The sequence below is a fragment of the Thioalkalivibrio sp. AKL12 genome, assembly GCF_000377925.1.
GTDB lineage: Bacteria > Pseudomonadota > Gammaproteobacteria > Ectothiorhodospirales > Ectothiorhodospiraceae > Thioalkalivibrio > Thioalkalivibrio versutus.
The window spans coordinates 94,493-106,867 of sequence record NZ_KB898889.1 but is presented as its reverse complement, the minus strand read 5'-3'; the positions used below and the strand labels follow the sequence as shown (position 1 = coordinate 106,867).

The following is a 12,375-nucleotide window of genomic DNA, read 5'->3' as shown; positions in this document are numbered from 1 at the left end:
GCGTGAGCGCCGAGGGCGACACCCAGGCAGCGGACCCGTCGGAGGACGCCACGGGCAACACGGCGGAGCGCGTCGAGCTGCGTGACGGCCTGGCCGAGGTGGACCCGGCCGCCTGGGATGCCCTGACCGGCGGTACCGAGCCGTTCCTGCGCCACGCCTTTCTGGAGGGCCTGGAGCGCCACGAGTGCCTGGGCCGGCAGTTCGGCTGGTTCCCGCAGCATGTGCTGATCTTCCGCGAGGGCCAGCTGGTCGCGGCGGCCCCGGCCTACGCCAAGACCAACAACTACGGCGAGTTCGTATTCGACTTCGCCTGGGAAGGCGCGTGGAACCGCCACGGGCTGAACTACTACCCCAAGCTGGTCGTCTCCGTGCCCTACACCCCGGCCACCGGCCCGCGCCTGCTGGTGCACCCGGAGGCGCCGGACTTCGATCACCTGCGCACCCTGCTGGTGCGCGCGCTGGTGACCCGCGGGCGCGAGCTGAACGCCTCCGGCGTGAACATCCTGTTCCCCAACCAGGACGATCTGGACGTGACCCGCGAGCTGGGCCTGGCCGAGCGCATGGGCTGCCAGTATCACTGGACCAACGCCCCGGACGGGGGGTACGCGGACTTCGACGCCTTCCTCGGCGCGCTCAGCTCGAAGAAACGCAAGAACATCAAGCGCGAACGCCGCCGCGTGAACGAGGCCGGGATCGTCTTTCGCACCCTGACCGGCGCCACCGGCAAGGCCGAGGACTGGGCGCGCTTTCATCGCTTCTACGTGGACACCTTCGAGAAGCACATGGGCATCCCGACGCTATCGGAAGCCTTCTTTGTCGAGACCGCGGCCGAACTGGGCGACCAGGTGGTGCTGTTCGAGGCCCGGCGCCCCAGCGCGACGGATCCGGATGCGACGGAACCGGACGCGAAGGGAGACGGCGAGACCATCGCCGCGGCGCTTTGCTATCGCAGCCACGACACCCTGTACGGCCGCTTCTGGGGCTGCACCGAGGAGCTGGCCGACCTGCACTTCGAGACCTGCTACTACCAGGGCATCGAGTTCTGCATCCGCGAGGGGCTGGCCCGCTTCGAGCCGGGCGCCCAGGGCGAGCACAAGATCCCGCGCGGCTTCCTGCCCACACCCACCTACTCCGCCCACATGATCCTGACCGAGGGCTTCGAGCAGCCGGTGCGCGACTTCTGCGAGCGCGAGGCCCAGATGATGCGCGCCCAGTGCGAACGCCTGCACGAACACTCGCCCTATCGCCAGGCCCATTCCGATGATGTGCCCGACCGCTAACCCGAGCCCGGCTCGCTGCGGCCGTCATCCCGGCCACAGCGCCCCACCTCGTCATCCCGGCCGTAGCGCAGCGAAGAGCCGGGATCTCCCGACCCAGGCAACAGGCTCGCCAACTGGACCTTCCCCGCACTCCGGGACCCCGGGTCGCCCTGTGGGAGCGGGCTCGCCCGCGAAGCCCCTGCCCGCGCTGGACTCCCCCACACCCCATTCGCCTGCAAGCAGGCTCCTACAATGCCGCCGGCACACCGACACCCATCATCCCGGCCGCAGTACCCCACCTCGTCATCCCGGCCGTAGCGCAGCGAAGAGCCGGGATCTCCCGACCCAGGCAACCGGCTCGCCGACTGGATCTTCTCCGCACTCGGGGATCCCGGATCGCCCCGTGGGAGCGGGCTTGCCCGCGAAGCCCCTGCCCGCGCTGGACTCTGGCCGTTGGGGGCTCGCCCCATGACCTCCGGCCCCCAGATCACCCTGCCCTGGCTCGATCCGGAGCATCCGGAGGCGCCGTTTCCGGACCCGGCGCAGGCGTTGCCCGAGCCCAACGGGCTGCTGGCCGCCGGGGGCGATCTCTCCGTGCCGCGTCTGCTGAATGCCTATCGCTCCGGCGTATTCCCCTGGTTCGAGGCCGGGCAGCCAATCCTCTGGTGGAGCCCGGACCCGCGCGCGGTCCTGGAGCCGGGCCACTTCCGCCTGCATCGCAGCCTCAAGAAGGCGATCCGCAATCGCGGTTACACGGTGAGCTTCGATCGCGCCTTCGAGGCCGTCATCGAGGCCTGCGCCGGCCCCCGTGACTACGCCGATGGCACCTGGATCACCACCAGCATGCAGCAGGCCTATATCGCACTGCACCGCTCGGGCCACGCGCATTCGGTGGAGGTGTGGGACGGCCCGCGCCTGATCGGCGGGCTTTATGGCGTCGCGGTCGGGCGGCTGTTCTGCGGCGAGTCGATGTTCTCGCGCGAGCGGGATGGCTCCAAGATGGCGCTGGCCTGGTTGTGCCGCCACCTGGTCGCCTGGGGCTGGCCGCTGGTCGACGTACAAATGGAGACCGCCCACCTGCGCAACCTCGGGGCCATCACCCTGCCCCGCCAGGCGTTCATCGACCGCATCCGCGAAATCGCCCGCGAGCCGGTCGAGCCAGGCCCATGGCGGACCGACCCGACCCTGAGCCCCCTCGACCCCGACTGGAACACCCCCCGATAGGAGCCTGCTCGCAGGCGAAGCCCCTGCCATTGTCGGACGCGGGCAGGAGCGTTCGCCTGCAAGCAGGCTCCTACGGGGAGATCCGGCCTGGCGTCTCTCGGGCAGGGTCTCTCCCACACAGACGGCCGGAGTCGATGAACCCTGACACCGCGCACGACGGCCGATTCGGGTGGCCCCGGACGGAGATCGCCGCGGCGCTGCACGCCTCGCGATGACGGGCATGTGGGGCGTCTCCCCGCTCCCGTCACAGCGAGGAGGCGCAGCCGAAGTGGCAGTCTTTTGGGGGCCACCCCGGTCCGGGGACCGCGTCGGGAGATCGCTTACAGCCGCTCGCGATGGCGGGTGGCGCGACCCTGTCGTTGTGCGGCCCCGCAGGGGCCGCGGCAAGCTCCGGAAGCAGGCCCGGTGCACGGCGCGCCCGTTGCCCTCGCCGCGGGTGCTTTATACTCGCGGGCCATTGGGAAACCGGGCGGGAGATTCGGGTGGACAAGGCAGAATCAAGGAAGACGCGGCGGGCGATCGTCGCCATTTTGCGGGCCGGGCTGCTGCTGGCGCTGGCAGCCATCACCGCTGGGTGCTCCATGCTGTCGCCCTCCCCGCCCGATGACCAGAGCAACATCTGCGAGATCTTCCGCGAGCAGCCGCGCTGGTACGATCATGCGCGGGATTCCGAGCGGGAATGGGGCACGCCGATCGCGACCCAGATGTCGTTCATCCAGCAGGAGTCCTCCTTCCGCAGCCACGTGCGCCCGGACCGCGAGCGTCTGCTCGGCTTCATCCCGTGGAGCCGCCCCTCCTCCGCCCGGGGCTATGCCCAGGCCCAGGACCCGGTCTGGGGCGAGTACCAGGACGATGCCGGAAGCCGCTTCGCGCGACGTTCGCACATGAAGCACGCGACCGACTTCATCGGCTGGTACAACGCCCGCACCCAGCGCATGACCGGCGTGTCGTTGTACAACTCGGAACACCTCTACCTCGCCTACCATGAGGGCCAGGGCGGCTATAACCGCGGCAGCTACCAGAGCAAGCCGCAGGTCCGGGCCGCGGCCCGACAGGTAGCGCAGCGCGCCGACCGCTACGAGTCCCAGCTACAGAGCTGCGAATCCGAGTTCCGCTGCCGGCGCTTCTACCAGGTCTGGCCGTTCTGCCGGCAGTAGCCGAACCGACGAACGCCATGCCTGCCCCGGGAGATCCCGGATAACCGCTGCGCGGTTTCCGGGATGACGGTGCTTTTGGACGCGGGCACGCGCCCCAAGCCCAGCATCTCGTCATCGCGAGCGCCGCGAAGCGAGCACCCCACGCGTCCCCGGCGCCGGGGTAACCCCGACAGACTGCCACGGCGGCTACGCCTCCTCGCAGTGACGGGGATGTGTGTTCCCGGCCGCTCCACCATCCCGTCATTGCGCGCATCGCGAAGCAATCGGCCAACGCCGCCTCCGGCGTCGGGGCATCCTCAACAGACTGCCGGCGTCGGCTGCACCTCCTCGCGGTGACACAACCCCAACCGCCCCACCAAGGCCACGCCTCCCGTCATCGCGAGCGAAGCGAAGCGATCTCCCAACGCTGCCTCGCCGCCGGAGAGCACCCCCAACAGACAGCTACGTCGGCTGCGCCTCCTCGCAGTGACGGACAATGAACTGGCCGGGCGCGTCACAAATCCCGTCATCGCGAGGCGCGCAGCGCCGTGGCGATCTCCCGACGCAGCCACCGGCGCCGGGGCACTCCCTGAAGCCAGCGACGCTACCTGTGCGACTCGCGGTGCCGGAGCCCCTCGCTCCGAGCGCAACGCGTGACGGGCGCACTTGAGGGAACCTCGCCGCCTGTGTTCCAGTCTTCCGGGACACCCCCTTTGGCCGAGACAAGGACGCACCATGAGCGACAATCCCACCGCAGGCTTTCGCTTCAACCACACCATGCTGCGCGTGAAGGACCCACAGAAGGCGCTGGACTTCTACCAGCGCGTGTTCGGCATGGAGCTGGTGAAGACCCTGGACTTCCCGGAGTTCGAGTTCACGCTCTACTTCCTCGCGCAGCTTGGCGAGGACGAACCGCAGCCGCCGAAGGACGCCGGCGAGGCCACCCGCTGGATGTTCAGCCAGCGCGGCATCCTTGAGCTGACCTACAACTACGGCACCGAGAACGACGCGGACTTCCACTACCACGACGGCAACGAGGAGCCGCAGGGCTTCGGCCACATCTGCTTCTCGGTCCCGGACCTGGACGCCGCCGTGCGCTGGTTCGACCAGAACAACGTCGAGTTCGTGAAGCGCCCCGACGAAGGCGGCCTGAAGGACATCGCCTTCGTGAAGGACCTCGACGGCTACTGGATCGAGATCCTCGAACCCGGCCGCCTGACCGGGCTGGGCCGCTGAAGACGAGCGGTTCGCCGTATCCAGGCGTAACCGACAGACACAAAAAAGGGGCCTTGCGGCCCCTGCTCCCACCTGGGGAGAACGGCCCCGCCCGTAGTCGGGCGAGGCTGCTGGTCGGTCCGGATCAGACCTTGGTGTAGCGCAGGTAGGAGCGGATCTCCTCGAAGCCCTGCGGGAACTTCTTCTGCGCGTCCTCGTTGCTGACCGTCGGCGGGATGATCACGCGAGCACCCGGGGTCCAGTCAGCCGGGGTTGCGATGCCATGCTTGTCACCGGTCTGCAGCGCATCGATCACGCGCAGGATCTCGTCGAAGTTGCGGCCCACCGACATCGGGTAGGTCATCATCAGACGGATCTTCTTGTTCGGGTCGATGATGTAGACCGAACGCACGGCGGCGGTCTCGCTCTCGCCCGGGTGGATCATCTCGTAGAGCTCCGAGATCTTCTTGTCGGCATCCGCGACGATCGGGAACTCCAGCGTGGTGTCCTGGGTGTCGTTGACGTCTTCAATCCACTTGTTGTGTTCCTCGACGGTATCCGTCGACAGACCCAGCGGCTTGGTGTTGCGGTCCGCGAACTGCTTGGCCAGCTGCGCGGTGCGGCCCATCTCGGTGGTGCACACCGGGGTGAAGTCGGCCGGGTGGCTGAAGAAGAAGCACCAGGAGTCGCCGATCCATTCGTGGAAATCGATCTTGCCCTTGGTGGTATCAATCTGGAAATTCGGTGCGGTATCGCCCAAACGCAGTGCCATGATGTAACTCCTTTCGGTTTAGATAGTGATTCGGAAGCTCATGGGGCCTTGCCTCCATGTACGTTCTACTTTATACGCCCTTCCGAATTTCGTGAATTACTAATTAATTAACGTCCCGATAGTTTGCCCCTAACGATGAGCCGGGCAGGGCTTGCGCCCCTCCGGCCCACCGCGCGCTGACTCACATGCGGCGGAACAGCTCCACGAGGTCCTCGCGCATGTCCTGGCGACCCATCTCCTCGGTCGTGAAGCTCTCGCCGTCGAAGTTCACACCCAGCATCACCGCCTGCCCCGCATCCAGGTCGGGCTGGAGCGCCACCATGTTGATCCCCTGAAGATAGTCGGCCACGGCCGTGTCTGCCTCCGCGACGGCCTGGACCTGCTTCTGCATCCAGGAGGAGATATGCAGCACCAGCGTGCCGTCCCATTCGGAGGCCGCGAGTTCCTGCAGATAGGCGTGGGCCAGGGCCACGTTTTCGTCACGCGCGAGATTTCCCCCGAGTGCGAGATAGGCCACGTCCTTGTCCGCGGTCACGCGCACCGCGGCCGCGGCGTCGTCAGCGGAGCGCAGGGTGGCGATGCGGAAGCCGGCCTGCGGATCGGCCGACAGCATCGACGCACCCAGCCCACCGGCCAGGGCGCCGCAGACGGCGGACGGGTTGTTGATCACGGCCATCGAACCGGCCCCCATCTCGTTCACGATGGCCTGGCCGATGCCGGCACTGGCCATCGAGCGGATGGTCTGGTGCTCGCCGAACGACAGCGGCTCGGCCGAGGCCAGCATCGGGGTCGCCAGGAGGGCGGCGGAGAGAGACAGCGTGATTGCGGTCTTTTTCATGACAGGCTCCAGTTCGGTTTTTCTATCGGTACTTGGTGTTTTGCTAATTCTTGTGGCGGTACTTCAGCGTCCCCGTCGCTCATGACGGGCTCGTGACACGTCGCCCGGCCGCTCCCCCGGACCCCGTTCCATCACGGACGGGCGGGGCACAACCCGCCTCGTCCTGGTGGGCCGTCTCAGTGGCCTTCGCCGCCCTCGCCTTCGAGCTGGCGCAGGCGCCGATACAGGCTGCGTTCGCTAATCCCCAGGGTTTTCGCCAGCGCCCGGCGATCGCCCGGATACACTGCGGCGGCATGCCGCAGGTATTCGCGTTCAATCTCTTCCAGGGGGCGCAGGGACTGCGGATGGAGCAAGCCATCCAGGCCACCGGCCTCCGCCCCGCTCGGGGACTGCCCTCTTTCCCGCACGCGATCCGGAAGATGTTCCGGACGGATCGCCTCGCCGTCCGCCAGCAATGCCGCGCGCTCGAGGATGTTACGCAGCTCGCGCACGTTGCCGGGGAAGGAATACTGCTTGAGGATTCGCAGGGCCTCGTCTTCGAGGCGTGGGGGTACGGCCAGATCCAGGCGCTCGCCGAGGGCTTCTACCAGCAACGGGAGATCCTCGGCCCGCGCGCGCAGCGGGGGCACCTCGATCGGGAAGGTGTTGATACGGTAGTAGAGGTCCTCGCGAAACTCGCCGGCCCGGACCATGGATTCGAGATCGCGGTGGGTCGCACAGACCAGGCGGAAATCCGCCCGCCGCGACTCGACACCCCCGACACGGCGATAGGCGTGGGTCTCCAGCAACCGCAGCAACTTGACCTGCTGGCTCAGCGGGATATCCCCCACCTCGTCGAGAAACAGGGTGCCGCCGGCCGCCGTCTCCACCAGCCCGGCCTTGGCCGAGGTCGCCCCGGTAAACGCCCCCCGCTCATGGCCGAACAGCTCGCTTTCGAACAGGGTTTCGGTCAGGCCGGAGCATTCCACGGGCACGAACGGCAACTTCTGGCGCGGGCTCGCTTCGTGAATGGCGCGCGCGATCAGTTCCTTGCCCGTACCGGACTCGCCGAGCAGAAGGGCGGAGGCATTGCTCGGCGCCACCCGACTGATCATCCCCAGCATGGCATTGAAGGCCTTCGAGCGACCGACCAGCCCGCCACTCCCCGCCTGCGGCGCCGAGACGGGCATGTGGTGCAGCCGTTCGATCAGGTAGCGGATCTCGCCGCCCTCGCCCCGGATCGGCAACAACTCGACATCCACGTGCTCGCGCCCGGTCTCGGTGTGGTGCACATGCAGGACGCGTTCGCGGTGACCACTGCCCAGGGCCGCCCGCAGGGGGCAGGATTCGCCGGCCTCGTCGCAGGGGCGGCGGAAACTATGAGAAGCCTCGAAACAGGTGCGACCCGAGCCGTCTCGGTCAGTCCCGTAGACACTCTGGTAGGCCCCATTGGCGGCCAGGATGCGGTAGTCCGGCGACAGCAGGATCGCCGGCTCCCGGAACCCCTCCAGTACCTGCCGCAGGGTCTCGACATGCATGTCCTGCGGTTCCGGCGCTTTCTTCGTGATGCTCGTCACTTCGCCTCGCACAAGGGAGTCCAGGAATGCGGTTCCGATACTCGTCACGTCACCGTCGCGCTGCCCAATAGACACGTTCAGTCGAGTGATGTTCAACGGCATGGAGTCACTCCCATAGGTTGCGACAGCATTGAAATCCGGTCTCCGGACGGCGCCGGCGGGTCGGCCGCGACCCACCGGCGTGCTCGCGCGCGCCCGGACAGACCTAGTGATAGCCGGTCTCCGGGGTCACCTTCCCGCGGAAGACCCAGTAGGTCCACGCCGTGTAGCCCAGGATGATCGGGATCACGAACAGCGCGCCCACCAGGATGAACAGCTGGGCATCCGGCGACGAGGCGGCGTCCCAGAAGGTGTAGTCCGGCGGCACCACGTACGGCCACTTGCTCACCAGCAGGCCCAGGTAGGTCGTGATGAACAGGGCAATCGTGGCGACGAACGGGATCCCCTCGTCGCGCCGGCGCACCGCGCGAATCAGAATCCAGGAAGAGAGCAGCGCCAGGGCCGGGAGCACCCAGAGGTACTGCCAGGTTCCCATCCAGCGCTCCATCACCTTCGGATCGATGAACGGGGTGATGAGACTCACCGCGCCGAACACCAGCAGCACGGCCGCCAGCATCCAGGGCGCGACGCGGTAGGCAAAGGCCTGCGTCTCGCCCTCGGTCTTGACGATCAGCCAGGTGGCCCCCAGCAGGGCATAGCCCGCCAGCAGCCCGATCCCGGTGAGCACGGTGAAGGGCGTCAGCCAGTCCAGCGGTCCGCCGGCAAAACTGAACCCGTCCATCTCGAAGCCCTGGATGTAGGCACCCACGACCGCGCCCTGGGCGAAGGCCGCCACCGCCGAGCCGATCGCGAACGCGGCATTCCACAACCACTTGGAGCGATGCGCCTTGAAGCGGAATTCGAACGCGACACCGCGGAAGATCAGCCCCGCCAGCATCAGGAAGACCCCGATATAGAGCGCCGGCAGGAACACCGAGTAGACCAGCGGGAAGGCCGCCAGCAGCCCGGCACCCCCGAGGATCAGCCAGGTCTCGTTGCCGTCCCATACCGGGGCGACCGAGTTCATCATCACGTCGCGCGAGGTCTCCCCCGGGGCGAAGGGGAAGAGGATCCCCACCCCGAGGTCGAACCCGTCCATCAGCACGTAGGCGATGACGCCCACGGCGATGATGACGACCCAGATCAGTGTGATATCAATCGTGGTTTCCATGACTTAGCTCCTTTCACCGCTTACCGCGGCGTCATCGATCCAGGTATCGGCGGCCGACAGGGGACGCTTGGCGTGCGCCGCTGCATGCGTGGCATCGGCCGGTTCCGGGCCCTGGCGCACGATGCGCACCAGGTAGTAGACGCCCCCGGTGAACACCGCCGCGTAGACCGCGACGTAGCCGATCAGGGTGAACAGGGCCATGCCGCCGGTCAGCGCCGGGGTAATGCCCTCGGCGTGGTTCATCACACCGTACACCAGCCAGGGCGCGCGCCCCGTCTCGGTCACGAACCAGCCCGCGACCACCGCAAAGAACGGCGCCGGGATCATCCAGGACAGCCCCCTGAGGAACAGCGGGGAGGCGTACATCCGGCGGCGGAAGCGCAGCCAGGCACCGGCCAGGGCGAACAGGATCATCACCATGCCGATCGCGACCATGATGCGGAACGACCAGAAGGTGATGCCCACCGGCGGGCGTTCCTCCGCGGGGACCTCCAGCAGACCCGGCACCTCGCCATCCAGCTCGTGGGTCAGGATGAAACTCGCCATCTTCGGGATGCCGATCTCGAAGTGATTGGTCTCGTTGGCCGAGTCCGGGATGGCGAACAGCAGCAGCGGGGCACCGCGCTCGGTCTCCCACACGCCTTCCATCGCCGCCACCTTGGTGGGCTGATGCTCGAAGGTATTGAGGCCGTGGATATCCCCGACCACCAGCTGCGCCGGGGCCGCGAACAGCAGCACCCACATGGTGGTGCCCAGGGCCTTGCGATTCATCACCACGTCGCGCTGGCGCAACAGGTACCAGGCCGAGACCCCGGCGACCACAAAGCCCGCCGTCAGCAGCGAGGCCAGGCCCATGTGGAAGAAGCGCGGCCAGAAGCTCGGGTTGAAGATCGCGGTGATCCAGGAGGTGACGTGGAACACACCGTCCTGCAGTTCGAAACCGACCGGCGTCTGCATCCAGCTGTTGGCCACCAGGATCCAGAACGACGAGATGAACGTGCCCAGCGCAACCATCAGCGCCGCGAACAGATGCACGCCCTGCGGGACCCGGTCGCGCCCGAACAGCAGCACCCCGAGGAAGGCCGCCTCCAGGAAGAACGCGGTCAGCACCTCGTAGGACAACACGGGCCCGAGGAAATTGGCCGTGGCGTAGGAGAACGCGCTCCAGTTGGTGCCGAACTGGAACGACATCACCAGCCCGGAGACCACCCCCATGCCGAACACCACCGCGAAGATCTTGATCCAGAACTTCGAGATCTGGGTATAGAGCGTGTCGCCGGTCTTCCAGGCGCGGAATTCCAGAAACGCGATAAACGAAGCCAGCCCGATCGTGAAGACCGGGAAGATCGCGTGAAACGAAACAACAAACGCGAACTGGATTCGCGATAGCAGTATGGGGTCGAGCTCCATGGCCTTTCCTCCGTCGTCAGGGGCACGCCGAAATGACGTATCGATGAATCCCTAACAAGTACCGTGCCAGACTGCCTGTCCGGACCACGGCGACGGGCTGTAAGCTGTAAACCAGTGTTTTCCCCCCGGGCCGACGCCAGCCAACGCCGCCTCGGTGCTGCCAAATGTGTCAGTCGGGTCGCGCATGACTGTCATAAGTGGCAGCCTGATGGCGCCAATACCGGCACACAAGGCCCGGTGGAGGGGCCTGCCGGTGTTGGCATGTAACTTGTAAGCAATCCGTCACACGAAGCGCCTGCAAGACGGCGCGACCATCGCAACTGACCCGCCCGGTCTCCGGCGCGGCAGACGGATACGCGGAGAGAGCCATGCATCATCCCGAAGACCCGAAGCATCCCGAGATTGAAAAGGCCCTGGCCCGTCAAGCCGACGAGACGCTGCGGGGCCTGTCCCGGCGCGATTTCCTGAAGATCGCTGGCGCCGCCGGCCTGGTGTCGGCGACCGGCGTACAGGCCGCCCCGGCCCGCGCGGCGGTCTCCAGCCAGGCCCGCATCGTGGTGCTGGGCGGAGGTGCCGCGGGCATGACCATGGCCGCCCGCCTCCGCGACCTGCTGGACGGGGCCCGGATCACGATTGTCGAGCCAAGCGAGATCCATCATTACCAGCCCGGCTGGACCCTGGTGGCCGCGGGCGTCTACTCGGTGGGCGAGGTCCAGCGCCGCAACGAACGCTACATCCCGCGCGGGGTGGAATGGGTCCGCTCCGCGGTGGCAGCCATTGATCCCGAGTCGCAGCGGGTCGAGACCACCGGCGGCGACCGGCTGGACTACGACTTCCTGGTGGTCGCGACCGGGCTGCACCTGGATTACGAGGCGATCGAGGGGCTGCGGCGCGAGGATATCGGCCGTCCCGGGCTGACCAGCCTGTACGCCAGCGCCGAGGCCGCACGCGATGCCTACGAGCAGATCCATGCGTTCGGCGAGAACGGCGGGGTGGCACGTTTCACCATCCCCAATACGCCGATCAAGTGTGCCGGTGCGCCGATCAAGGCGACCTTCATCGCCGATGACCTGCTGCGCTCGGCCGGTCAGCGCAACGGGGCCGATTTCCACTATCACACGGCATCGGACACCCTGTTCAGCGTGCAGCGCTTCGACCACATGGTGCGCGACCTGTACGCCGAACGCGGCGTGAGCGTAAACGACGGCGGCGCCTTGCTGGCGGTGGATGTCGACGCCCGCCAGGCCCAGTTCCAGACCCGCGATGGCGGCCGCGAGACCGTGGACTACGACTACCTCCACGTAACGCCGCCGATGCGCGCGCACGACTTCGTCCGCGAGGCCGGGCTGGCAGTCGAGGACGGCCCGTTGGCGGCCGGCGGCTGGCTGGCGGTGGATGATCGCACGCTGCAACACGTGGACTACCCGAACATCTTCGGTGCCGGTGACGTGGTCGCAACCGCGATCGGCAAGACCGCCTCCACCGTGCGCTCGCATGGCGCAGTGATGCCCGACAACCTGGTGGACGTGATCCAGGATCGCGAGCCGTCGCGCCAGTTCGACGGCTATACCTCCTGCCCGCTGATCACCGAGGTGGGCAAGGCGGCGCTGGTCGAGTTCGACTACAGCCTGGAGGAGGTCCCGACCTTCACCTTCCTGGATCAGGGCGCCCCAAGCTGGATGTGGTGGCGCCTGAAGGTCCACATGATCAAGCCGCTGTATTTCAACATGCTGCGCGGGCGCTACTTGCGCTAGT

General features: G+C 67.2%; 10 protein-coding genes. 5 read left to right on the top strand and 5 right to left on the bottom strand.

Annotated elements, in window-relative coordinates; all coding sequences use genetic code 11:
* The first annotated feature begins 2 nt into the window (after positions 1-2).
* The 4 genes from D579_RS0100455 to gloA all read left to right on the top strand — a co-directional run bounded on the left by D579_RS0100455 (position 3) and on the right by gloA (position 4,855).
* A complete protein-coding gene (locus D579_RS0100455) occupies positions 3-1,280 on the top strand; it encodes a GNAT family N-acetyltransferase (protein WP_018950737.1) in 1,278 nt (425 codons plus the stop codon).
* Between the two features lie 447 nt (positions 1,281-1,727).
* The gene (aat, locus tag D579_RS0100450; protein WP_018950736.1) at positions 1,728-2,483 is read left to right on the top strand and encodes a leucyl/phenylalanyl-tRNA--protein transferase; all 756 of its coding nucleotides are present in this window, start codon (positions 1,728-1,730) and stop codon (positions 2,481-2,483) included.
* A 581-nt stretch (positions 2,484-3,064) separates the two neighbouring features.
* Positions 3,065-3,640, top strand: coding sequence for a lysozyme-like domain containing protein (locus D579_RS0100445; protein ID WP_231362682.1), 576 nt, complete (start codon positions 3,065-3,067; stop codon positions 3,638-3,640).
* Positions 3,641-4,354: 714 nt separating this feature from the next.
* Entirely contained in the window at positions 4,355-4,855 is a 501-nt protein-coding gene (gene gloA, locus D579_RS0100440) for a lactoylglutathione lyase (RefSeq protein ID WP_018950735.1), read from the top strand.
* Positions 4,856-4,979: 124 nt separating this feature from the next.
* Here the strand turns inward: gloA and D579_RS0100435 are convergent, their stop codons facing one another.
* From D579_RS0100435 to D579_RS0100415, 5 genes are all read right to left on the bottom strand, one after another.
* The gene (locus D579_RS0100435) at positions 4,980-5,606 is read right to left on the bottom strand and encodes a peroxiredoxin (protein ID WP_017941735.1); all 627 of its coding nucleotides are present in this window, start codon (positions 5,604-5,606) and stop codon (positions 4,980-4,982) included.
* 181 nt (positions 5,607-5,787) lie between these two features.
* Positions 5,788-6,444 carry a hypothetical protein gene (locus D579_RS0100430; RefSeq protein WP_018950734.1) on the bottom strand — a complete coding sequence of 219 codons (657 nt, stop codon included), beginning with the start codon at positions 6,442-6,444 and terminating at the stop codon, positions 5,788-5,790.
* A 176-nt stretch (positions 6,445-6,620) separates the two neighbouring features.
* Positions 6,621-8,102 carry a sigma-54-dependent Fis family transcriptional regulator gene (locus tag D579_RS0100425; RefSeq protein ID WP_018950733.1) on the bottom strand — a complete coding sequence of 494 codons (1,482 nt, stop codon included), beginning with the start codon at positions 8,100-8,102 and terminating at the stop codon, positions 6,621-6,623.
* Between the two features lie 103 nt (positions 8,103-8,205).
* Positions 8,206-9,210 (bottom strand): cytochrome d ubiquinol oxidase subunit II, encoded by a 1,005-nt coding sequence (gene cydB, locus D579_RS0100420; RefSeq protein WP_018950732.1) that lies wholly within the window; start codon positions 9,208-9,210, stop codon positions 8,206-8,208.
* A 3-nt stretch (positions 9,211-9,213) separates the two neighbouring features.
* The gene (locus D579_RS0100415; RefSeq protein ID WP_018950731.1) at positions 9,214-10,620 is read right to left on the bottom strand and encodes a cytochrome ubiquinol oxidase subunit I; all 1,407 of its coding nucleotides are present in this window, start codon (positions 10,618-10,620) and stop codon (positions 9,214-9,216) included.
* Between the two features lie 368 nt (positions 10,621-10,988).
* On the opposite strand from D579_RS0100415, the gene D579_RS0100410 reads away from it, so the two are divergent.
* On the top strand, positions 10,989-12,374 hold the full coding sequence (locus D579_RS0100410; protein WP_018950730.1) for an NAD(P)/FAD-dependent oxidoreductase: 1,386 nt from the start codon (positions 10,989-10,991) through the stop codon (positions 12,372-12,374).
* The last annotated feature ends 1 nt before the right edge of the window (position 12,375 follow it).

Bases quoted from the DNA above. Each gene is read 5' to 3' on its own strand.
- aat (WP_018950736.1), top strand. From the start codon at position 1,728: ATGACCTCCGGCCCCCAGATCACCCTGCCCTGGCTCGATCCGGAGCAT.
- D579_RS0100430 (WP_018950734.1), bottom strand. From the start codon at position 6,444: ATGAAAAAGACCGCAATCACGCTGTCTCTCTCCGCCGCCCTCCTGGCG.
- D579_RS0100435 (WP_017941735.1), bottom strand. From the start codon at position 5,606: ATGGCACTGCGTTTGGGCGATACCGCACCGAATTTCCAGATTGATACC.
- cydB (WP_018950732.1), bottom strand. From the start codon at position 9,210: ATGGAAACCACGATTGATATCACACTGATCTGGGTCGTCATCATCGCC.
- D579_RS0100415 (WP_018950731.1), bottom strand. From the start codon at position 10,620: ATGGAGCTCGACCCCATACTGCTATCGCGAATCCAGTTCGCGTTTGTT.
- D579_RS0100410 (WP_018950730.1), top strand. From the start codon at position 10,989: ATGCATCATCCCGAAGACCCGAAGCATCCCGAGATTGAAAAGGCCCTG.
- gloA (WP_018950735.1), top strand. From the start codon at position 4,355: ATGAGCGACAATCCCACCGCAGGCTTTCGCTTCAACCACACCATGCTG.
- D579_RS0100445 (WP_231362682.1), top strand. From the start codon at position 3,065: ATGCTGTCGCCCTCCCCGCCCGATGACCAGAGCAACATCTGCGAGATC.
- D579_RS0100425 (WP_018950733.1), bottom strand. From the start codon at position 8,102: ATGCCGTTGAACATCACTCGACTGAACGTGTCTATTGGGCAGCGCGAC.